The 20,686-nt window shown below is 44.8% G+C and carries 20 protein-coding genes and 1 pseudogene; 16 read left to right on the top strand and 5 right to left on the bottom strand.

Going from position 1 to position 20,686, the window contains the following annotated elements:
* The first annotated feature begins 275 nt into the window (after positions 1-275).
* The 7 genes and pseudogenes from H6F66_RS10920 to H6F66_RS10890 all read left to right on the top strand — a co-directional run bounded on the left by H6F66_RS10920 (position 276) and on the right by H6F66_RS10890 (position 7,029).
* Positions 276-1,631, top strand: a complete 1,356-nt coding sequence (locus H6F66_RS10920) for a chloride channel protein (protein ID WP_190421034.1) — start codon at positions 276-278, stop codon at positions 1,629-1,631.
* A gap of 518 nt (positions 1,632-2,149) precedes the next feature.
* Positions 2,150-2,602 carry a nitrate reductase associated protein gene (locus H6F66_RS10915; RefSeq protein WP_190421032.1) on the top strand — a complete coding sequence of 151 codons (453 nt, stop codon included), beginning with the start codon at positions 2,150-2,152 and terminating at the stop codon, positions 2,600-2,602.
* A gap of 143 nt (positions 2,603-2,745) precedes the next feature.
* Positions 2,746-3,675 (top strand): peptidoglycan-binding protein, encoded by a 930-nt coding sequence (locus tag H6F66_RS10910; RefSeq protein WP_190421030.1) that lies wholly within the window; start codon positions 2,746-2,748, stop codon positions 3,673-3,675.
* A 246-nt stretch (positions 3,676-3,921) separates the two neighbouring features.
* Positions 3,922-4,803: a TIGR02587 family membrane protein gene (locus tag H6F66_RS10905; RefSeq protein ID WP_190421028.1), complete on the top strand. Its 882-nt coding sequence runs from the start codon at positions 3,922-3,924 to the stop codon at positions 4,801-4,803.
* Positions 4,800-5,228: a TIGR02588 family protein gene (locus tag H6F66_RS10900; protein WP_190421025.1), complete on the top strand. Its 429-nt coding sequence runs from the start codon at positions 4,800-4,802 to the stop codon at positions 5,226-5,228. Before H6F66_RS10905 ends, H6F66_RS10900 begins: the two co-directional genes overlap by 4 nt.
* A 57-nt stretch (positions 5,229-5,285) precedes the next feature.
* Entirely contained in the window at positions 5,286-6,410 is a 1,125-nt protein-coding gene (locus tag H6F66_RS10895) for a serpin family protein (protein WP_190421023.1), read from the top strand.
* A 19-nt stretch (positions 6,411-6,429) separates the two neighbouring features.
* Positions 6,430-7,029 (top strand): annotated as a pseudogene (locus H6F66_RS10890) (DJ-1/PfpI family protein).
* Positions 7,030-7,249: 220 nt separating this feature from the next.
* Here the strand turns inward: H6F66_RS10890 and cax are convergent.
* Positions 7,250-8,347: a calcium/proton exchanger gene (gene cax, locus H6F66_RS10885; protein ID WP_190421021.1), complete on the bottom strand. Its 1,098-nt coding sequence runs from the start codon at positions 8,345-8,347 to the stop codon at positions 7,250-7,252.
* Positions 8,348-8,644: 297 nt separating this feature from the next.
* Between cax and H6F66_RS10880 the strand changes: the two genes are divergently transcribed.
* From H6F66_RS10880 to H6F66_RS10870, 3 genes are all read left to right on the top strand, one after another.
* Positions 8,645-10,186, top strand: coding sequence for an FAD-dependent oxidoreductase (locus tag H6F66_RS10880; RefSeq protein WP_190421020.1), 1,542 nt, complete (start codon positions 8,645-8,647; stop codon positions 10,184-10,186).
* Positions 10,187-10,596: 410 nt separating this feature from the next.
* Positions 10,597-11,457 carry an SDR family oxidoreductase gene (locus H6F66_RS10875; RefSeq protein ID WP_190421018.1) on the top strand — a complete coding sequence of 287 codons (861 nt, stop codon included), beginning with the start codon at positions 10,597-10,599 and terminating at the stop codon, positions 11,455-11,457.
* 83 nt (positions 11,458-11,540) lie between these two features.
* The gene (locus tag H6F66_RS10870; RefSeq protein WP_190421017.1) at positions 11,541-12,503 is read left to right on the top strand and encodes a hypothetical protein; all 963 of its coding nucleotides are present in this window, start codon (positions 11,541-11,543) and stop codon (positions 12,501-12,503) included.
* A 182-nt stretch (positions 12,504-12,685) separates the two neighbouring features.
* Here the strand turns inward: H6F66_RS10870 and H6F66_RS10865 are convergent, their stop codons facing one another.
* Positions 12,686-13,732 (bottom strand): hemerythrin domain-containing protein, encoded by a 1,047-nt coding sequence (locus H6F66_RS10865; protein WP_190421016.1) that lies wholly within the window; start codon positions 13,730-13,732, stop codon positions 12,686-12,688.
* Between the two features lie 298 nt (positions 13,733-14,030).
* On the bottom strand, positions 14,031-15,062 hold the full coding sequence (locus H6F66_RS10860; RefSeq protein ID WP_190421135.1) for a hemerythrin domain-containing protein: 1,032 nt from the start codon (positions 15,060-15,062) through the stop codon (positions 14,031-14,033).
* A 424-nt stretch (positions 15,063-15,486) separates the two neighbouring features.
* Here H6F66_RS10860 and H6F66_RS10855 point away from each other — a divergent pair, with 424 nt between their 5' ends.
* Both H6F66_RS10855 and H6F66_RS10850 read left to right on the top strand, forming a co-directional pair.
* Positions 15,487-16,233, top strand: coding sequence for an LmeA family phospholipid-binding protein (locus tag H6F66_RS10855; RefSeq protein ID WP_190421015.1), 747 nt, complete (start codon positions 15,487-15,489; stop codon positions 16,231-16,233).
* 93 nt (positions 16,234-16,326) lie between these two features.
* Entirely contained in the window at positions 16,327-16,845 is a 519-nt protein-coding gene (locus H6F66_RS10850; RefSeq protein WP_190421014.1) for a DUF2231 domain-containing protein, read from the top strand.
* 134 nt (positions 16,846-16,979) lie between these two features.
* On the opposite strand, the gene H6F66_RS10845 is transcribed toward H6F66_RS10850, so the two are convergent.
* A complete protein-coding gene (locus tag H6F66_RS10845; protein WP_190421013.1) occupies positions 16,980-17,378 on the bottom strand; it encodes a hypothetical protein in 399 nt (132 codons plus the stop codon).
* A gap of 191 nt (positions 17,379-17,569) precedes the next feature.
* Between H6F66_RS10845 and H6F66_RS10840 the strand changes: the two genes are divergently transcribed.
* The 4 genes from H6F66_RS10840 to H6F66_RS10825 all read left to right on the top strand — a co-directional run bounded on the left by H6F66_RS10840 (position 17,570) and on the right by H6F66_RS10825 (position 20,288).
* Positions 17,570-17,965, top strand: a complete 396-nt coding sequence (locus H6F66_RS10840; RefSeq protein ID WP_190421012.1) for a DUF2809 domain-containing protein — start codon at positions 17,570-17,572, stop codon at positions 17,963-17,965.
* Positions 17,966-18,040: 75 nt separating this feature from the next.
* On the top strand, positions 18,041-18,268 hold the full coding sequence (locus H6F66_RS10835) for a DUF167 domain-containing protein (RefSeq protein WP_190421011.1): 228 nt from the start codon (positions 18,041-18,043) through the stop codon (positions 18,266-18,268).
* Between the two features lie 106 nt (positions 18,269-18,374).
* Entirely contained in the window at positions 18,375-18,755 is a 381-nt protein-coding gene (locus H6F66_RS10830) for a response regulator (RefSeq protein WP_190421009.1), read from the top strand.
* 216 nt (positions 18,756-18,971) lie between these two features.
* Complete coding sequence (locus tag H6F66_RS10825; RefSeq protein WP_242018971.1) at positions 18,972-20,288, top strand: ATP-binding protein; 1,317 nt, start codon at positions 18,972-18,974, stop codon at positions 20,286-20,288.
* 189 nt (positions 20,289-20,477) lie between these two features.
* Here the strand turns inward: H6F66_RS10825 and H6F66_RS10820 are convergent, their stop codons facing one another.
* Positions 20,478-20,678, bottom strand: a complete 201-nt coding sequence (locus tag H6F66_RS10820; protein WP_190421007.1) for an AAA family ATPase — start codon at positions 20,676-20,678, stop codon at positions 20,478-20,480.
* Between the last annotated feature and the right edge of the window lie 8 nt (positions 20,679-20,686).

The following is a 20,686-nucleotide window of genomic DNA, read 5'->3' as shown; positions in this document are numbered from 1 at the left end:
ATCCCCCTTTTTAAGGGGGACTAAGACTTGATTCTCCCCTTGAAAAGGGGGGGCGGGGGGATCAAGCTAACTTTTGACACTTCTGGGACATCCTCTCAACTGTCTGGGGAGAAACAGTGGATTTCTTCTCAAAGAAACCCAGACAGTTAATTAGGAAGATTTCCTAGACGATGCAGCAATAATCGGGCATTAGCAATTTTTCCCCTGGTTCTTTGTCTCTAACTAGAAACGAGAAACTCTTCTGATTCGATGGCTACTAAAATTGAGGATATTTCATGTCATCAAATGCTCAATCTCAAACAACGGCGACCGATACACTAGAAAGTAGCGATCGCGAACTTACCTACCAGCAAACAATCCTTTGTGCCGCAGTAATTGGCATTGCTGGAGGATTAGTTGCAACAGCTTACTACTACGTGCTGGAAGGAAGTTTACACTTTGTCTGGCACACACTTCCTGATGTTCTCAACCCCTACTTCCCCAGTAAGTTCCCCGCATGGAATTACGTGTGGATTGCCACTACTATTGGTGGATTTCTGGTTGGTGTCACGCTGCACTTAATGGGACTTCCCGGTGAAGTTTCCTTTGTCGTCGATAAAGTACACGATCCAGGGCGAATTTCTGTGCGCCAAACTCCAGCGATGATTCTAGCATCCTTATTTTCGATTACCGCAGGCGGTAGCGCTGGCCCAGAAGCCCCACTTGTACAGATTAATGGCAGTTTTGGCGGCTGGCTTGGTCAAAAGCTCCATCTGACCCTGACAGCGACCCGTGTGCTAACCTTTTGCGGGATGAGTGCTGCCCTTGGTGCCTTCTTCGGTGCGCCTCTTGGTGGCGCACTCTTCGCCTTGGAACTTCCCCATCGTCGAGGCTTGGAATACTACGAAGCACTAATCCCAGCCGTACTTTCAGCGATTTTGAGCTTTGTTGTGTTTCGGTTTAATACCGGGTTAACGATTGGTGGGATGTACCACTTTGCCGCTATTCCGAAACTGTCACTAACTAATTTAGCTCAGGGTGCAATTCTAGGAATATTAGGGGCGCTAATTGCTGTCATCTTTATGTATCTATTCCGGATGATCGGGCATCTGAGTGAGTACCTGCGACACCAGACAATTCTACTGGCCACGCTGGGAGGATTATCAATTGGTTTGATTGCTTTGGTTTTCCCCCAAACGCTGTTTTTTGGCGAGAAAGAAATTCAAACCGTCGTTGAAACAGGTTCTACTTTTGGGATGACGATGTTGCTTGCGATCGCTTTTGCGAAAATGTTAGCAGTATGTTGCACCCTGCACTCCGGTTTCCGGGGTGGATTCATCTTTCCGCTGTTTTACATTGGTGCGGCGGTGGGTTTAGCTATTTCACTGGCTTTCCCTGAAATCCATCCGACAATTGGGATGATTTGCATGATGGCGGCGGTGAATGTGGCGGTGACAAAAACGCCCATCAGTACCACTGTGATTTTGGGCGTACTCTCCGATACGGCGATGGTTCCGGTGCTGGTAATTGCCAGTTTTGTGAGTTTCCTGTTGACCACTCAAGTATCATTGATTAAAACGCAGCGATCGCGTACTGTCTTTGGCGGAGAATCGCCGGAAGTAAGATTAGCTGCTGGCATTGCAAATACTTAAGAATATAGCGTTTCTCAGTTGGGTGGAATATATCGCGGTTCTTTTGTTTTTGTCACCTTGGTAGGGACATGGCATTGCCATGTCCCTACAGATGTTATCCCACCTAACCCCAGAATTGTTATAGTAGGCCGTTGCTTTTAGTCCAAAAACCCAACGTAATATCAGTATTTTTTGGGTAACACTACATCTAATCCCCCAACCTCCTTAAAAAAGCGCCTGAAATTTGAGTGTAGGGACTTACCAAAATCTTCGGGCAAAACAGGGGGGCTAAGAAAAGCCATTAGCTTAGCGGTAAAAAAGTGAATTGCTATTAGTTTCTCAAACGCCACGCCCCTCAACGAGGGAAACCCGCGTACGGGGGTGGCTCCCTAACCTTACAATTATTCTTAACTTCAGTTTTGGAATTAATTGTCGGAGCAACGAACAAATCCGATGTTCGCAAAATCACGCGCGCTGTTTGGGAAGAATTAATCTCCCAAAAATCCCTCCAAAATCCAAAATCCAAAATCTAAAATCAAATGACTGATTTCTTTCAATTTGAAGCAGACTTCGTAGATTCCCTACGCTGCATTCCCATGCAAGTGCGGATGAAATTAGACACTTGCGGCGTAAAATTAAAATTACCCCACTGGCACCAATTTAGCCAAGCTGAGCGTCAATCTGTGGTAGATATGCCCTGCACCACACCAGACGAAATTCAAGCATATCGCCAATTTCTCCACCAGCGCGTTATCGAACACACAGGCATTCCCCCAGCTGACTTGCCAGTAGAACCTCACCCTCCCTGGATGGATGCAATCAACGTGCCAGATAGCATTCAGGAAAAAGCAGCTGAATTTGGGGTAACGGTGACACGCCAACAGTGGGCAGCTTTAACTCCCGCCCAACGCTTTGCCCTAATTAAACTCAGTCGCCCCAGTCACGAAAACATGAACTTTTTACCAGCACTCAAGGAATTTCACCTAATGTAAGGCATCAAGAAATGTAAAAAATCTTCCTCCGACCTTGCTACAGCATAATTATTTGGTTAAAAATGAGGCGCTTAGAGAAAAATGCTCAGGCTTTAGTAGTTAGGCTCATTTCTCTGCCAGTAAGCATTAGAGGAAGTATCAAAATGCCTTTCACCGCTAGCGTCATTTCAGCCCAAGAATGGGGAGCCAGACCTCCTAAAAAGTGGCCTGCCGAAACAGTGCCTAAATACGTCATTATCCACCACACCGATACGCCAAATTCCCCAAGCGATATCTCGAAAGCAACTGTGGATGGAGCTAAAAGATTTGCCAAAAGTGTCCAGAATACACATATGGATGTTTTTGGATGGGATGATTCCGGTCACAACTTTTTAAACACAACTGGGGGCATTCTTTTAGAAGGAAGACAGGGTTCTTTAGCAAAAGTAAAGCGGGGTTTGTGCGTTAAATCAGCTCATTCTGGAAACCCGGTTGGTAACGAATCACCGGGGATAGAAAATGAAGGCAGGTTCATGACCTACCAAATGGGGGAAAAACAATGGAATAGCTTAGTAGAATTATGTGTTTCGATTTGCGATTCCTGCAAAATTTCTCCTGACAATATCAAAGGACATCGAGACTTTTCTGCTACGGATTGTCCTGGTGATTGGCTATATGCTCAACTGCCACGTTTACGTCAAGCTGTGCGCCAAAAGTTGTCTACAGGAGGTTTGCCGCTAACTGATGATTCTTTAAGGGTAGGATCTAGTGGTGCAAAAGTAAAAGAGTTGCAGCAGTTGTTGAAAGACAGAGGCTTTAATCCTGGCCCAATTGACGGGAGTTTCGGTAGCGGTACAGAAACCGCTGTAATTGCTTTTCAAAAGTCGCAAGGACTAAAGGCTGATGGAATTGTTGGTACTACTACCTGGAATGCGTTAACAAAACCTGCTACACCGCCTCCAATTAATCTGGTTAATATGTGTAAATATTACCAGGGATTGCCTCACCAAGATGATGCGATGGAGTGGCTGCAAACGCAAATTCCTCAAGCAACTCTGGAAGAGTTTGCGAAAAGATGGCGTAACCAAAAGTAATAATTGAGTAGGGTGGGCAATGCTCGCCCTACGGAATTTTTATTAATAAAAATTTACATATAGTAGGAGCAATAATAAGAATACAAAGTCTCCCAACCTTCGTTATTAAGGTAAGCAGGGAACGAGGAATAAATCTAAATATTAGAGTTTTATTTAAAATTTAGGTGCGATGTCACGTTGCGACTACCGCACCCTATACCTAAAAGTGGATGCCATTTAGAGGTAGCATTTTTTAAAATTTTCATCATGTACAAACACACTCGAAAACGTAACCTCGAAAATATATGGTCGAAGGAATGCAATGACCTAATTCGGGGCGCAGCGGGTGGTTTTTTATTTGGAATTCCGCTGCTGTATACGATGGAAGTTTGGTGGATAGGATCGTTTACCAAACCGCCCGTACTTTTGGGGGCGATCGCATCCAGTTTTATCGGAGTTTTTCTGTTAAATCGCACGGAAGGATTCCGCAAAACCAAGGAAATTAAAGCAAGTGATGCAGTGATGGATAGCGTGGAAGCGATCGCTATCGGCATCGTCTGCGCTACTATTCTCCTGATTTTGTTGCGCGAAATCACCCAGGATACCTCTTTGAGTGAGGCGGTGGGAAAAGCGATTTTCGAGGGTATCCCATTCTCGCTAGGCGTGGCGCTTTCTCGTGCTTTGTTGAGTGGCGATCGCTATCAGGCTTCAGATGGTCAGGATACGCCTCCACCCCCAAACCAAACCAGCATGAATGCAACCCTTGCAGACATCGGTGCCACTTTAATCGGTGCCACCATCGTTGGTTTTAATATTGCGCCGACTGACGAAGTACCAATGCTTGCCGCCGCCTCCTCACCCCCTTGGCAACTGGCTATTATCGCCGCATCGCTGCTGATTTCTTATGGCATCGTGTTTCAGGCTGGCTTTACTGGTGAAGGCAAGCGGATCAAGCAGCGAGGTCTTTTTCAGCGCCCCCTGAGTGAAACTGTTATGTCCTATTTAGTGTCGCTTTTTGCCGCAGCATTGATGTTGTGGTTCTTCCACAAGTTAAGCTTTGACGATCCGTGGCAAACTTGGTTGAGCTACATATTGTTACTAGGACTACCAACAACGATTGGCGGTGCTGCCGGAAGGTTAGCAGTATGACTCCGACAAATCAAGACAGCAATTCATCAGAAAAAGAGGAAAAGCAACCGCAGCGATCGCCTGCGGAATTGACTACCTTTGGTATAGCTACATCTATTTTGGCGGCGCTCGTCGGACTGGTGCTTTATAACTGGGTTAACGATAAAGATCGTCCACCAATTCTATTAGTCACACCCAACACTGAAATTAGGCAAGCCCAAGGGCAATTTTACGTCCCATTTGAAATTACCAACTCTGGCGGAGAAACAGCAGAATCAGTGCAGATTATCGCCGAATTGCGCGTCAATGGGGAAGTGGAGGAAACTGGGGAACAGAATATCGACTTTCTCTCCGGCGGTGAAAAACAAGAAGGCGCATTTATCTTTAGCCGCAACCCGGAAGAAGGCGAATTAATCTTGCGAGTTGCCAGCTACAAATTACCCTAAAAATTTAATTTTTTACAACTTCAAATCGCCTTGTTATGGGCAGGAAAAGTTAGCTGAATGAAAAATAAAATTGTCGCTGCTAACACTAGATTTGCCTTTAAGCTTTTTGGGAAACTGACAAAACAGGAACCTGACAAAAACATCTTTATCTCGCCAGCAAGTGTGGGTATCGCTCTGGCGATGACCTATAACGGTGCTGTGGGACAGACACAAGCGGCAATGGCGATCGCTTTGGAATTGCAAGAAATGAGCTTGCTACAAGTCAACAAAGCTAATGCACAGCTGTTGAAGACGCTAGAAAATTTGGACGATCAGGTGGAGTTAGCGATCGCTAATTCACTTTGGGCGCAGCAGAAATTCCCGTTTAAGCGGGATTTTTTACAACGAACTCAGGATTTCTACAAAGCCAAAGTTACCAACCTCGACTTTAGTGCTGCCGATTCGCTGGCAACTATTAACTACTGGGTGAGCGAAAATACCAACGGCAAAATCGAGACGATACTCAACAAACTCAACCCCCAAACGATTTTAATCCTGATCAACGCCATCTATTTCAAAGGTATTTGGACAAACCCTTTCGACAAAGAAAATACGCACAATAGAGTTTTTACCCTACTCGATGGCACGCCCAAACAGCACCCGATGATGTCTCTGGAGGAAACCTACCGCCCCTACTACCGGGGTGATAACTTTCAGGCGGTCAGCTTGCCTTATGGTACTGGACGGGTGAGTATGTATATCTTCCTCCCAGATCAAGACTCAAGCCTAGAAGCATTCCACACCAATCTGAACGCTGAGAACTGGGAAAAATGGATGAACCAGTTCGACAAGATGAACGGAAAGGTCATCTTACCTCGCTTTCAATTGGAGTATGAAGTAGAACTCAAAGATGCCCTGATTGCCTTGGGCATGGGAGCAGCTTTTGAGGAGGGAAATTTTGACCAGATGTGTGCGGAACCCGTCTGTGTGGGAAAGGTTATCCACAAAATTTTTCTAGAAGTCAACGAAGAAGGCACCGAAGCCGCCGCCGTCACTGCTGTGGAGATGCAAAGAGGGCTTTCAGCACCGACTTTTACCATGATTGTTGACCGCCCATTCTTCTGCTGCATTCGGGACAATCAAACTGGAACTGTGCTATTTATGGGTTCAATCGTGGAACCAAAATCTCCAACATCCGATTAATAAAACAGGAGTACAGAAAATGGCTGCAAAGAAAATATTAATGATTGTGGGCGACTTTGTCGAAGACTACGAAGTGATGGTTCCCTTCCAAGCATTGTAAATGGTAGGCTACACCGTCCATGCTATCTGCCCTAACAAGAAATCTGGGGATAAAGTGCGGACAGCGATTCACGACTTTGAAGGCGACCAAACTTATAGCGAAAAACCCGGTCACAACTTCACATTAAACGCTACTTTTGATGAAGTGGAAGCAACAGATTACGACGCTTTGGTAATTCCTGGTGGACGTGCGCCAGAATATATTCGCCTTAACGAGAAAGTGTTAGAAATAACCCGCCACTTTTCCGAAACAAATAAACCTATTGCTGCAATTTGTCACGGGTTACAAGTTTTGGCGGCTGCGGGGGTTTTAGAAGGCAAAAGTTGCACAGCTTATCCCGCTTGCGGGCCAGATGTAAACCGCGCCGGGGGTCTTTATGTGCATATTCCCCCAGATGAGGCGATGGTTGATGGTAATTTGGTGACAGCACCAGCATGGCCTGCACATCCCCGCTGGTTGGCGGAATTTATGAAACTTTTGGGAACGAAAATCGAGCATCCAGAGATGGCGATCGCGTGATATATTCTCGCTTGATGCAACGCATTTTATATCCCCTAGCCCCCCTTTTTTAGGCAGGGTGGTTTCATACAATCGCAGAAAATATTGTGAATTGTGATGTTTTGTAGGGCCATGGCAATCAAACAGCCCCTACCGCCAACCAAAATCAACATTACAGAATTTTCTTTTAATAAATGAAACCACCCCCCTTTTTAAGGGAGGTTGGGACGATCGTCTTTTATTACGCTGGATGGAAGTAGAAAGCTGCTCCTAGAATTGTATAAGTAGCCAAAAGTAGCACCCCTTCTAACCAATTAGAACGTCCGTCTAGACTGATAAGATTGGCAACTATAACTGCGATCGCTACTGCCACTACCTCAAAAGGATTGAAATTCAAATCCATTGGTTGACCAATTACAACACCTACCAAAACTAAAATCGGCGCTACAAGTAAGGCAACTAGCAAGCTGGAACCCATCGCTACAGAAACCGATAGATCCATATTATTTTTCAGTGCTACACTAACCGCCGTTACATATTCTGCTGCACCGCCAACTAAAGGCAAAAGAATCACACCTGTAAAAAGTGGAGTTAAACCCAGTTGTTTTGTTGTTTCCTCTACAACTCCGACAAAAATCTCCGACTCAAAAGCAACCCCAATAGTAGCGGCAATTAAAACACCCATCCACAGCCATAAATTCGGCTTGTGTTCAGTCGCCTCAGCTCCAGAATCATGCGACGTTTCTGCCTCTAAGTCTAGTAATCCCACCTCGTAAAGATAGCTGTGAGTTTTCAAGGAAAACAGCAGCGTTAGAGCATAAACTACGATTAAAACTGTAGCTACTGTGAGGGAGAGATTGCGAATCGCTGTAGGTTCTACCCCATTTGAGGTGTAGATTACTGTTGTAGGTAAGATGATAGCGATCGCTGCCAGCGTCATCGAGGAACCATTCACCCGCGCCACAATTGGTTTAAAATCCTGTTCCTTGTAGCGCAGACCGCCTAAAAGCATTGAAAGTCCCATTACTAGCAGTAAGTTACTGATAATCGTGCCAGTAATACTTGCTTTCACAATATCAACCAATCCTGCATTTAGGGCAACTAAAGCAATAATTAACTCAGTCGCATTCCCAAAAACTGCATTTAACAAAGCGCCAATAGAAGGGCCAGTAACGACAGCTACTTCTTCAGTGGCAGTGCTTAACCAAATCGCTAAGGGTACAATGGCTATAGCTGATGTGATGAATACACTCAGCGTACCCCATTTAAAAAATTCCGCTGCAATTGAGATGGGGATAAAGATTAACAGTCCCAAAGAAATTAATTTCTTTATTTTCATAGAGTTCTGGCGGTAATTTAAGGGCATTGCCACTTTAACCGAGATCCTGCACCAAGTGGCAAGTAGTAGGGTAGGTGCGATTGAAAAAAAATCAACCGCAGAGGCGCGCCAGAACCCACAGGGAAGGGAAATAAAAGCGAAGCTGCCTAAAACTTGCTAAAAATCATCTAGCTGTTTACAGAGTTCCTCTGGAACACTACCAGTGTGGAATTACTTCTAGTAGCCGATCCCTAAGTAGTACCTACAACGTTATCCCATAAAAAGGTATCAAATTATCCTTTGCAAGGAGAACACTTAATGAGTTTACCTGGGACATCTGTATCTGTTTGGCTGGACACTACTACAGGCAATTCTTTTCCTCAATTAGCAGATGATATTTATGTAGATGTTGCCATCGTTGGCGGCGGTATCACTGGCTTAACTGCTGCCTTGCTGCTGAAACGCGCTGGATTAACGGTTGCTGTTATTGAAGCATCGCAAATTGGTAGCGGTGTCACAGGATACACGACTGCACACATCACCGAAGCTGCTGACGAACGTTACAAAGATTTGATTTCTTCGCTGGGGGAAGAAAATGCCAAACTGGTAGCGGAATCTAGTCGGGCAGCAATTGAACGTATTGCTCAATTTGTGAGTGAGGAGCAAATTGATTGCGATTTTGAGCGAGTGCCGGGATATCTTTACACCCAGAAATCTCCAGATGTTTCTGAAATTGAATCAGAGGCGGAAGCAGCAAGTAAGTTAGGAATTCCTAGTGCTTTGACAAAAGATGTGCCGCTGCCATTCGGAGTAGAATCTGCGGTGTTGTTCCCAAATCAAGGGCAGTTCAATTCTCTTAGCTACCTGCAAGGACTCGCTAAGGCTATTACCAAAGACGGCGAAAGCTTCATTTTTGAAAATTCGTTTGTTGTCGATATTACTGGCGACAAACCGAGTCGGGTTTCCACCGAACAAGGTACTGTGACGGCTCAAAATGTCATTATTGCCACTCATACGCCAATTCATGACTTATCGAGTCTCCCAGACTTGTATGTAATGACTACAAAAATTGCCCCGTATCGTTCTTACGTGCTGGGCGTGCGGTTGAATTCAGCGTTACCGTCCGGTTTATTTTGGGATACAGATGAGCCTTATCATTACACGCGCAGTTACAAAGATTTGCTGATTGTCGGCGGTGAAGACCATAAGACAGGGGAGGATGTGGATACCGAGGATCGTTTTCAGCATTTGGAAGCGTATGCGCGATCGCATTTTGATGTCGCATCCATCGATTATCGCTGGTCAGCCCAACTTTACGAACCAGTCGATGGCATACCCTACATCGGCAAAACCGCAGCCCACTCTCACATTTACATTGCTACAGGCTATTCTGGCAACGGCATGACCTTCGGCACCGTTGGCGGAATGCTCGTCAGCGACCTCATCTTGGAGCGCGAAAACCCCTGGAGCGAAGTTTTTGACCCTAACCGCGTCAACCTCCTCGCCAGCGCCCAAAAGTTTGTCACAGAAAATTTGGGAGTTGCCAAACACTTTATCGCTGACAGGTTATTCAAGTCGGATGGAGAGGAACCGTCTGAAGTTCAAGTAGGCGAAGGCAAAATTCTTAACATCGACGGGAAAAAATATGCCGTTTACCGCGATGAAACTGGTTATCTCTGCTCTCTGTCTCCAGTGTGTACCCATGCTGGGTGCATTGTTAACTGGAACAACGCCGAAAACACCTGGGATTGTCCTTGCCACGGGGGACGTTTCAGCCCTACGGGTGAGGTATTAAATGGGCCGCCAATTAATGATTTGGATCAAAAACAACTTCCCAATAGTTATACATCCAAAGGTTGAGTAGATAGTTTTTCGGTTTCAACCCACAGGTTGATAAACTCCCTTTGAGCGGTTGCTAGTGTTTAACAGTGACAAACACAAACAACCGTGCATTAGATGAGGATAATCTAGCTGTAACTCAGCATCGTATGTAGAAAGAAGTTTAATCCGTAGGATAAATGCTTTTTTGGTGCAAAAGTAGCAACAAGTTGTCCGGTTTTGTCGCTTTCTCTACTTAATTATTACCAAGATGGGATGCAACTTTAGAGCTGAGCGCTTTGAAGTATAGATGTCTATTGTGACAAGGTTATCCCAAATCAAGCATAGATATAGATGTCTATATTTATGCAAACTTTAATCTTGAATTGAGGGTAATTCAAGGGAACGGTTTTTTTCAATTTAAAAGTTCACTCACGCGCAAGGAGAATTGTATGTCACCAGAGCAAACCTTACAGCCACCCCAGCATCAAGATCATCGACCGGGTACTGAGTCAGAAATGACACCAAAACCCAAGGCGGACGATCCTAAATATCGCGGTAGTGATAAGTTACGCGACAAAGTAGCGCTGATTACTGGTGGTGATAGCGGTATTGGTCGTGCGGTTGCCATCTTTTTTGCTAAAGAAGGAGCCAATGTTGCGATCGCGTACTTAAACGAACACGATGATGCCGAAGAAACTAAGCGATTAATCGAACAAGAAGGGCGTAAATGTATCACAATTCCTGGCGATATTGGCGACGAAAAAGTTTGTCAACAAGCTGTACAACAGACAGTTGACGAGTTTGGCCAACTTGATATTCTCGTCAACAATGCCGCCGAACAGCATCCTCAACAAAGCATTGAAGATATAACAGCCGAACAGTTGGAGCGCACTTTCCGCACCAATATTTTCTCAATGTTTTTCATGACCAAAGCTGCACTCAAATACCTTAAAGAAGGCAGCGCGATTATCAACACTACTTCGGTAACGGCTTATAAAGGAAATCAGCAGTTGCTCGACTATTCCTCCACTAAAGGGGCAATTGTTGCCTTTACGCGATCGCTCTCTCAATCCTTAGTTGAAAAAGGAATTCGCGTTAATGGTGTGGCACCAGGCCCCATCTGGACACCGCTGATTACCTCAACTTTCCCAGAAGAAAAAGTTGCAAATTTTGGTCAACAAGTGCCAATGAAGCGGGCTGGACAACCTGAAGAACTTGCACCAAGCTATGTCTTTTTGGCATCGGATGACTCTTCTTATATGTCAGGTCAGATTCTGCATCCCAACGGCGGCGAAGTCGTCAACGGCTAACAATTCAAGACAGTCTCGTTACTCGTTCAAAGTCAGGCAAGCATCTTGCCTGCCTTACTGAAAAAAAAACTCACAAGATTACCATGAATACCCGAAATCAGAAAAATTCCATCAAAACGCTTTTTAGCTTGCTCGGAGTTGCCAGCGCTAGTGTTCTACTCAGTTTTCCAGCATTGGCATCTCTGAATGAAGTCAGTAGCAGTGCTAATTCTACTGGCAAAAGCAGACAATTATTAGCTCAGACTACTCCCGGTGGCACAACAACTCCCGGTAGCACCACTACTCCGGGAAGGACAACTCCTAGTGGCACGACCACAACTCCCGGTGGTACAGGTACGACAACTCCCGGTGGCACGACCACAACTCCCGGTGGTACAGGTACAACAACTCCTGGTGGCACAATAACTCCCGGTGGTACAGGTACAACAACTCCCAGTGGTACAACAACAACTCCCGGTGGTACAGGTACAACAACTCCCAGTGGTACAACAACAACTCCCGGTAGCACCACTACTCCGGGAAGAACAACTCCCAGTGGTACAACAACAACACCAGGTGGTGCAATAACTCCCGGTGGTACAGGTACAACAAATCCCGGTGGTACAGGTACAACAACTCCCGGTGGCACCACTACTCCTGGTGGTACAGGTATAACGACTCCCGGTGGCACATCAACTCCTGGTGGTACAGCAACTCCTGGTGGTACAGGTACAACAACTCCCGGTGGTACAACAACTCCCGGTGGTGCAGGTACAACAACTCCCGGTGGTGCAGGTACAACAACTCCCGGTGGCACAACAACTCCCGGTGGCACAACAACTCCCGGCGGTACAACAACTCCCGGTGCCTCTACTCCGAGCAATGGGCGATCCAATAGGGCGCAGAATTATACTCAATCCATGAGAATTGGGTACGCTGCAACCCAAAGAGGAGACTACCAGACTGCTTTGATTAACTTTAGAAGAGCGCTTCAGGCACGTCCTAACGATTCTTATGCTACACAAGCGATTCGCAATGTAGAAACTTACATTCAACGCGGTCAGTAGTCCAAACCAGGCTGTCCATTAGAAAAAAGAGGGGATGCGATCGCATCCCCCTCTTTTCTTAACCCTAACTACTATAAGTAGTTAGACTTCATTTTTCTCCCTGCGCTAATCCCCTTTCTTAAGCCCCCTTTTTAAGGGGGCTTGGGGGTATCAGATGTCTGCCTCACAAAAGTAAAATCGTATTACTTCATAGAAGCTGCCATTTCTTCCTGAATCTTAGCCTTAGCTGTTTTGAATTCAGTAGCCATTTGTTCTTTTTGCTCGTCGGTGCAATTTTTGTCAATTGCGGCGAACATGGTGCTTTCTTCTTGACGAATGTGATCGCCAACCGCTTCCATCAACTGTTTGATTTTCGAGCGGAACGCATCAGCATCAGCAGGACTCATAGACTTGATTTCATCCAGCATCTGCTTCATTTCAGCTTGCTCATCGTACAGCTCTTGAGTATCGCCTTCACCGTAGAAGGGGCGAACTTTCGGATACACAACTTGCTCTTCTGCTATAGCATGAGCGGTCAAATCTTTATAAATCTGCCCAAAATACTCTTGGAGCTTTTGAGGATCTTTAGTAGTTCCAACTTCCGTAAACAGGGTATTAACCTTGTTGTGATCCAGCCGGATTAGGGTCTGGATGTTCATATCCTGCTTGTCAGAGTTTTGGGTGAGGACGCTACCAGCTACGCCTGATAGTGCTGCCACAGCGTCCTGAACCCGCGCCCACAGTCCCTGATCTGCATCTTTGCCAGTCAGTTCGCGGACACCTACAAGTTCCAGCAATCCTTTAAGCTGTTCCTGATGAGCGCGGTTTTCAAAGTTAACCGTGTTCAAAGGTCCGATTGCTACTTCAATATCAGCGCCAACAACTTGAGCCGCTTTATGAACAACAATTCCGCTCATTACCTGACCGTGCTTGAGCAGTTCGTGTTGAATTAATTTCTGGTAAAAAGACAGTTCCGAGCCTGACATCATTTGCTCAGCCTGTTCCACAAATTTTTTCATTGTGTCGTGGGGTTCAGACTGAATGCCGTACTGAACAAGAACTGTTTCCAGAACGCCCAAGTTTTTTTGGTCGTCAGCGAGCATATTTTGCAAACGTTCCCGAACATCTTGATCGGGAGCGGAACTTATCAGTTTTTGCTCAGTGGAAATTAATAAATTTTGGATCGCTCTCATGTCTGCCAATTTTTGTGCGATCGCCATGCGCTTTGTATCATCAAGCGTCGTTACCATTCGTATTTCTCCTGTTAAATTGTCATTAAAGATATATTCCAATCATGTCACAGGAATTTTAGTAATAACATCCTTCTCTCGACCGATCAAAAAGGCTAATCTTTGATTAAATATCGCAATACCGATGGCGGCAGGCAGGATGCCTATTGTACAGTTTTACAAATGAAATAGCATCGCTATATGCACCTTCATACAGAGGCTAATAAAAAAACTTCCACCACATAGTTAGTGGTGGAAATAAAGAACTCTAGCTTTAAAGGGGATTATTAAATTGCCCCTATGATGATTTTGATTCAGCTTACTTACTGGAAGCAGCAAACTGATCTTGTACCTTGCTCTTAGCAGTTTTGAACTCGGTAGCCATTTGCTTCTCTTGCTCGTCGCTGAAGTTGTCGCGAATTTTCGCAAACATTTCGTTCTCTTCTTGCTGTACGTGATGCATAACAGTTTGCATCAACTGAGAAAGGTGTTGTTTGAAATTAGAAGCAGAGGGGTTGAGAGACTTAATTTGCTCCAACATCTGCTTCATTTCAGCTTGCTCATTGTAGAGATCCTGAGTGTCTTGGTAGTAAGAACGAACTGCGGGATAAACAATTTGTTCTTCAGCTTCCGAGTGTGCAGTTAGGTCTTTGTAGATTTGACCGAAATACTCTTGCAGCTTTTGAGGATCGTCAGTAGCTTGAGCTTGCGCGAACAGGGTATTTACTTTAGCGTGATCCATTCTGATAAGATCGCGGATCTTCATCTCATCATCAGTGCGAGTAACCACACTACCCGCCACGCCAGTTAATGCAGCAACAGCATCTTGTACGCGGCCCCACAGCCCTTGATCTGGCTGTTTTCCAGTCAGTTCGCGAACACCTAAAATTTCTAAAATACCTTTCAGTTGCTCTTGGTGAGCGCGGTTCTCAAAGTTAAGGGTATTTAAAGGAGTGATGGCAGCTTCAATATCAGCACCAACAACTTGTGCTGCTTTATGAATGAGCAGTCCAGTCATAGTTTGCTTATGCTTAAGCAATTCATGCTGAGCTACTTTTTCAAAAATAGTAAGTTCAGAACCTTCCATTAGTTTCTGAGCTTCTTCAATCACTTTTGTGCTTCCTTGTGAGGGTTCGGATTTGATACCGTATTGCACAATTACAGTGTCTAGAACGCCAAGGTTTTTCTGATCGTCGTTGAGCATATCTTGTATGCGGTGACGAATATCATCATCGGCAACCGCCGAGATAAATTTTTGCTCGTTGGCAATAAGAAGATTTTGCAGAGCTTTCATGTCTGCCAACTTCATACCAATTGCCATGCGCTTTGCATCATCAATTGTCGTTACCATTCGTTGTTCTCCACTGATAAACATAGGATCGGAATCTATACCTACGATCACATTCGTTTTCAGTATATTCATCTCTCTTTTGACTGATACCCCTTGTTATCCAGGAAAACTCTTTAAACGGTAGCTCTATTATACAAAAATCTAAAAACAGAACTTTATACATACAAAATGCTTATTTTATCTATGGTTTTATTGAGTTCAGGAGTGTTTATATTAAAAAAAATATCATCTATCTAAAATATGATTTTGAGGCATAACAATCAACCATTTAGTTATAGGTACTTATATTTACCTCCAGAGGAATAGCTCTTTGCTTGTTTATTGAGAATAAAAGCTTAACCTTCCTTCCCCCGTCAGACAGATACACTTCTTAATACAGATCGCCTAAATTGACTCAATAATAGGACACCAGGAATTCCATCTTGTGACGACTAATAACGATTCTTCTTTAGGGCAACAGGCGCTTAATAAAGCAGCAGAAATTGGGTTATCCAGCCAATTGGATCAAGCGGACAAATTGGAGGTGGACGTTGCAGCCGATCCACTTTCTCTGGTTCAGGGAAAGGTGGAGTCAGTCACCATTGAAGGGGAAGGTTTGGTGATGCAGGGCGACCTCCGCATGGAGGAACTAGAGATGGAAATGACGAACATAGACATCAATCCTCTCAGCGCTGCTTTCGGCAAAATTGAACTGAACAAACCCACCCAGGCAAGTACCCGCGTGGTGCTGACGGAAGCGGACATCAACCGTGCCTTCAACTCGGAATATGTTGGCAGTATGCTACAAAACCAGCAGGTGCAGGTCAATGGGCAACCAATGACAATTGACACCAAAAAGGTAGATTTCCAGCTACCGGGTGAGGGCAAAGTAGCATTGAATACCACCGTATTCCTACGCGAAACTGGAGAAACTAAGCAAGTTTCCTTCACAGCAGTACCCAGAGTTAGTGCCAATGGGCAGAACGTTTCTCTGGAAGACGTTCAGTATACCGAAGGCGAGGAACTCTCGGCAGAACTAACAAAAGCGTTGTTAGATAAGGCAAGTGAGCTTTTAAATCTCAGCAATTTCGACTTGGAGGGAATGTCGCTGCGGATCAAACAGCTGAATGCGGAAGCAGGCAAATTAACAGTGCTTGCGGAAGCACACGTCGAGAAAATCCCTTCAAGTTAACTATTTGTTATTTGTCAGTTATCGGTTGTCCTTGAAAAATGGCCATTAGCAATACACAATTAGCTATTAGCCAATTACCAATTACTAATCACCATGACGCAGACTCCAAATGTCCCTCCGCTTATTGAAAGTGATGAGTCAGATTATCGTGACAGTGGCGTGACCAGTACGGTTGCGATCGCAGCCCATCCTCTGCATCCCCTAATCGTCACCTTCCCGATCACTTTGCTGACCACGCCAGCAGCAGCCGATCTCGCCTACTGGTGGACAAAGGATATGTTCTGGGCGCAAGTCTCTATTTGGCTAATAGGGCTTGGGTTGGCAAGTGGCATCATAGCAGCCATCACAGGTATGATGGATTTCCTGAAAATTGAACGAGTCCGTAAGCGCAGCGCTGGCTGGGCACACATGGTACTTAATGTCGCCGCCTTGACACTGACCATTGTCAACCTAATATTCCGTTGGGGCAACACTTCTGGGGCAATATTACCTTTAGGACTAACTCTCTCAATAATTGTAGCGGTGCTTCTTGGCCTTTCCGGTTGGTACGGAGCCGAGCTAGTCTATCGACATAAAGTAGCTGTGATTGGGTACGGCGATCCAAACAGATAATTAAAGATTGGGGAAAATCCCCAATCTTTTTTAGAGTTTTAGTATTACGGGCATGGCGAAGGAAAAAGGCAAAAGGAAAACAGAAAGCTGAATAATATTTTCTTAGCCTTTTGCCTTTCCCTTTGTTATCAAGGTTAGATAAATCCTTGCCCTTTCGGACGCTCATCGCCTTCATCTGTTAAGTTTCCTTCTTCATCGTGCTGCAAATTGGCTAGTTCCTCAGCGCGTTGTGCAGTTTCAGCTTGCTCTTGTTCCTTTAAGTCTCCGGGTTCGTTGACATACATTTCGGGTTCAATAGCATAGTTATTTAGTAGACCTTCTTTGTCTACCGTGTAACCCTCTGTTGTATTAATGCTTCCACCATCTGTTTGATCGTTAGTTGGAGACTTTTCCTCATCTATTTGTGATGGAGTAGTTTTAAAAGCATTACCTTCTCTTTCTTTACGCGCTGCCGTCTCAGCGGGCACAATACCTCTGTCATAGGTATCGACATCTACACCAACTTCTGAATTCGTATTGGTTTCATTATTCATGACTATTTTCTCCTAACAAAGCAGCTTTATTACATCAGATTGTAATTTTTTTGTATAATTATATACTCTATCTTTAGAGTTAATTTTACATATATAAAATAATTAGCCCATTATGGGGTATAGATTAATACCAACAAGAACAAGGGAAATATATACGGATATAGTGCATAACTTGACGCTGGAAATAGCTAATGCTTCGAGACAGAACCCAAAGCTGGCGTATACTCATCACCATGCTAGTCATTGTGCCGCTAGGGTTATTCTCCAAGAGATACGATGGTTTTGGCTCTAAGTGGGTGAATGATTTTTCAGGAGATATTTTATACGAAACGTTCTGGTGTCTATTCGTGTTTTTGCTGTTTCCAACTCGCCAAGCTGCAAACCAAATTCCATTGTGGGTATTTAGTGTCACCTGCGCGATAGAATTTTTGCAACTATGGCACCAACCTGTTTTGGATTCGTTTCGCTCAACCGTGTTGGGAAAATTGCTGCTGGGAACTACCTTTAGCTGGTGGGATTTCCCTCATTACGCTGTGGGCTGCATCATCGGCTGGTTATTTTTGCGGAAAATTGGAAAATTTGACTAGATGAAAATCACAACTCGAAAATAAGTAGTAGGGATATCATTATTGCCCACCCGACAGCAATATTTTAAAGAAACCATGAAGAAACAAGTAAAGGTTAAACCAAATTCCAAAAATCAAAAAATTGAGGAAGCTGCGGATGGTAGCCTTATAATAAATCTGAAATCGCCTCCTGTGGAGGGTAAGGCAAATGAGGAGTTAATTCAAATTTTGGCGGAAAAATTTGAGGTGTCAAAATCTAGAATTAGCATCAAGTTTGGTTTATCCTCAAGGAATAAGGTGGTTGAAATAGATATTGATTCATGATGTTTTCTGGTTTAAGCCAGCATTCCCAACTCAGAAACATTTTCCTTAAGGTGCTAACTACCGAAACCTAGCCCAAATAAATACACTTTAAGCAAGAGGTATCAACATGACACACGTCTTACTGGTAGATGACGAAGAGGCATTACGAGCTAGTCTCAGCTATGCTTTAATCAAAGAAGGTTATCAGGTGACAACTGCGGCAGATGGGCAGTCGGCGCTGAAATTGTTTCATAAACAGGTGCCGGATGTGATGATTTTAGATTTGATGTTACCTGGGATAGATGGCATGGAATTGTGTTGGCGCATCCGAGCTTTTTCTAATATTCCTATTTTGATGCTGACAGCTAAAGACCAGGATATTGATAAAGTTTGGGGTTTAGAAGCGGGTGCAGATGACTACATTACCAAGCCTTTCAATACTCGCGAACTTTTGGCACGGATAAAAGCTGTTTTACGCGGTCGTGCTGCTGGTAATGTCAATCAATAATCGGGATTTACCTGTGTTTAACCCGCCCATATCTACCTTCAGGCAATTTGTCAGAAGTTTATCAAAAGCACATTGTGAAAATCCGAGGAGTTGATAGCCATTCGCATCCGCTGGAATTCAATTTACCGAAAACTTTTTCTCACTTACCTGGCGCTCACTGCACTGGGGACATCAATTTTGGCAAGCTATATCCTGTTTTCTTTCCATGCCTATTTTATGAGGACGAGACAGGCTGATTTAGATGTCTGGACTACGGCTTTGGGCGAAAGTGTAGCTGATGCGTTGGAGGAAAACGATCTCCGGCGGGTGGAATTGCTAGTACAACGCTACGGTTCCCCGGAATCAGTGACTCTGCGGATTTTTGGGCCAGATGGTCGCCTGCTGTTCACTTCTGCTCCCCAGCTAGATCGGCAGATAACTAATTGGTTTAGCGTTCCGGGAGTGAGGGAAGCGCTGCAAAATCAGCCGACGCAAGGGGTGGCGAAAGGTGTTCTGTCAAATGATGACAGGTTGTATGCAGCAAAGCCGATATCCCGCAATGGTCGCTTGCTTGGTGTTGTGCGGATGTCAATAACGCTTAATCAGTTTCAGCGTCAATTCCGGATAATTATTTTCACGGTTCTGGGAACTCTCTTCTTGACTGTTTTGCTGTGTGCGCTGATTAGCGAACGACTTGCACGCAATATTGCTAGACCAATCCAGGCGATGTGCAACTTTGCTATCCAGGTGGGTGCTGGTCATTTAGGCGAGAAGCTGAATATCCGTCAAAACGATGAGCTAGGTCAGTTAGCGATTGAGTTAAACCGGATGAGCGAACGACTGGCTTCGCTGGATAAGGAGAGGCGAGCATTCTTGGCGAATGTGTCTCACGAGTTGCGGACTCCGGTTAGTAACGTCCATGTGACTTTGGAGGCGCTTTCCAGTGGCGCTGATGAGGAACCGGAATTACGCGATCGCTTCATCCAAACTGCACAGGAAGAGACTATGCGCCTGTCGCGGCTAATTAAGGATTTGCTAGATTTGGGACGACTGGAAGCAGGCGTAACTGTGCTTGAGAAGCAACCCATCAATCTGCGAGACTTGATTAATCGTGCTTCGCGAGCAATGGAGTCTCGGATGCGCTCTAAGGGTGTAAACATCAGCATCAATGTTCCTGATGTTGAGCTACAAGGTGATCCAGAAAGGTTGTTGCAAGCTTTTCTGAATATACTTGATAATGCGATTAAGTTCTCGGTGGCGGATTCTCAGGTTTCTATTTCTGGAAGTGTAGAAGGTTCTCAGGTTTCTGTGCAAATTCGCGACCAGGGAGGGGGAATTAGCGATCGCGATCTTCCCCACATTTTTGAACAATTTTATACCGCAGATCGTTCCCGCAAAGGCACTGGTACTGGTTTAGGGTTAGCGATCGCGCGGCGAATTGTCGAAGCACACGGCGGAATTATTACCGCTAGTAGCACCCCTATTCAAGGTACAACTTTCACTTTTCGCCTCCCGCTTAATTCATCCTCAGAGAAAAAAAGAATTAATCCGTAAGATGCGATCGCGATCGCGCACGGCACGTAAATCAAGGATAGTATAGCAGTCCTAAACGTAAAGCCGAGATACCCGACTTCTCTAAGAAGTCGGGTATCTGAAGGGTTGGCACTTCACAACTCAAACAGGATTGCTATAGAAGCGATCGCATCGCAAAAGCACACATATTTTTTTTCTGTATTCGTTTGTTCAAAGCCTTGAGCAAGCTTCGGCATTCGGAGTCCGAACCGAGATCATTAGATGAGACAAGAAAAGAGCAAGGCAATAGATAATATTGGATTTTCCCACTCCGTTGATACCGATGAGTAAATTTGGCTCCTCTGTTTGGAAATCTAGCGTTAAGTCGCTGATTCCCCGAAATGAAGTCATTTTTAGACGCTTGACTTTCATAAGTTTGA

The organism is Trichocoleus sp. FACHB-6 (assembly GCF_014695815.1).
GTDB lineage: Bacteria > Cyanobacteriota > Cyanobacteriia > Cyanobacteriales > FACHB-T130 > Funiculus > Funiculus sociatus.
This window is presented reverse-complemented; position numbering and strand designations above follow the sequence as displayed.

Excerpts from the sequence above, each read along its gene's own strand:
- H6F66_RS10915 (WP_190421032.1), top strand. The coding sequence starts at position 2,150 with ATGACTGATTTCTTTCAATTTGAAGCAGACTTCGTAGATTCCCTACGC.
- H6F66_RS10895 (WP_190421023.1), top strand. The coding sequence starts at position 5,286 with ATGAAAAATAAAATTGTCGCTGCTAACACTAGATTTGCCTTTAAGCTT.
- H6F66_RS10880 (WP_190421020.1), top strand. The coding sequence starts at position 8,645 with ATGAGTTTACCTGGGACATCTGTATCTGTTTGGCTGGACACTACTACA.
- H6F66_RS10820 (WP_190421007.1), bottom strand. The coding sequence starts at position 20,678 with ATGAAAGTCAAGCGTCTAAAAATGACTTCATTTCGGGGAATCAGCGAC.
- cax (WP_190421021.1), bottom strand. The coding sequence starts at position 8,347 with ATGAAAATAAAGAAATTAATTTCTTTGGGACTGTTAATCTTTATCCCC.
- H6F66_RS10825 (WP_242018971.1), top strand. The coding sequence starts at position 18,972 with ATGAGGACGAGACAGGCTGATTTAGATGTCTGGACTACGGCTTTGGGC.
- H6F66_RS10845 (WP_190421013.1), bottom strand. The coding sequence starts at position 17,378 with ATGAATAATGAAACCAATACGAATTCAGAAGTTGGTGTAGATGTCGAT.
- H6F66_RS10910 (WP_190421030.1), top strand. The coding sequence starts at position 2,746 with ATGCCTTTCACCGCTAGCGTCATTTCAGCCCAAGAATGGGGAGCCAGA.
- H6F66_RS10870 (WP_190421017.1), top strand. The coding sequence starts at position 11,541 with ATGAATACCCGAAATCAGAAAAATTCCATCAAAACGCTTTTTAGCTTG.
- H6F66_RS10860 (WP_190421135.1), bottom strand. The coding sequence starts at position 15,062 with ATGGTAACGACAATTGATGATGCAAAGCGCATGGCAATTGGTATGAAG.
- H6F66_RS10920 (WP_190421034.1), top strand. The coding sequence starts at position 276 with ATGTCATCAAATGCTCAATCTCAAACAACGGCGACCGATACACTAGAA.
- H6F66_RS10900 (WP_190421025.1), top strand. The coding sequence starts at position 4,800 with ATGACTCCGACAAATCAAGACAGCAATTCATCAGAAAAAGAGGAAAAG.
- H6F66_RS10840 (WP_190421012.1), top strand. The coding sequence starts at position 17,570 with ATGCTTCGAGACAGAACCCAAAGCTGGCGTATACTCATCACCATGCTA.
- H6F66_RS10830 (WP_190421009.1), top strand. The coding sequence starts at position 18,375 with ATGACACACGTCTTACTGGTAGATGACGAAGAGGCATTACGAGCTAGT.
- H6F66_RS10850 (WP_190421014.1), top strand. The coding sequence starts at position 16,327 with ATGACGCAGACTCCAAATGTCCCTCCGCTTATTGAAAGTGATGAGTCA.
- H6F66_RS10875 (WP_190421018.1), top strand. The coding sequence starts at position 10,597 with ATGTCACCAGAGCAAACCTTACAGCCACCCCAGCATCAAGATCATCGA.
- H6F66_RS10905 (WP_190421028.1), top strand. The coding sequence starts at position 3,922 with ATGTACAAACACACTCGAAAACGTAACCTCGAAAATATATGGTCGAAG.
- H6F66_RS10865 (WP_190421016.1), bottom strand. The coding sequence starts at position 13,732 with ATGGTAACGACGCTTGATGATACAAAGCGCATGGCGATCGCACAAAAA.
- H6F66_RS10835 (WP_190421011.1), top strand. The coding sequence starts at position 18,041 with ATGAAGAAACAAGTAAAGGTTAAACCAAATTCCAAAAATCAAAAAATT.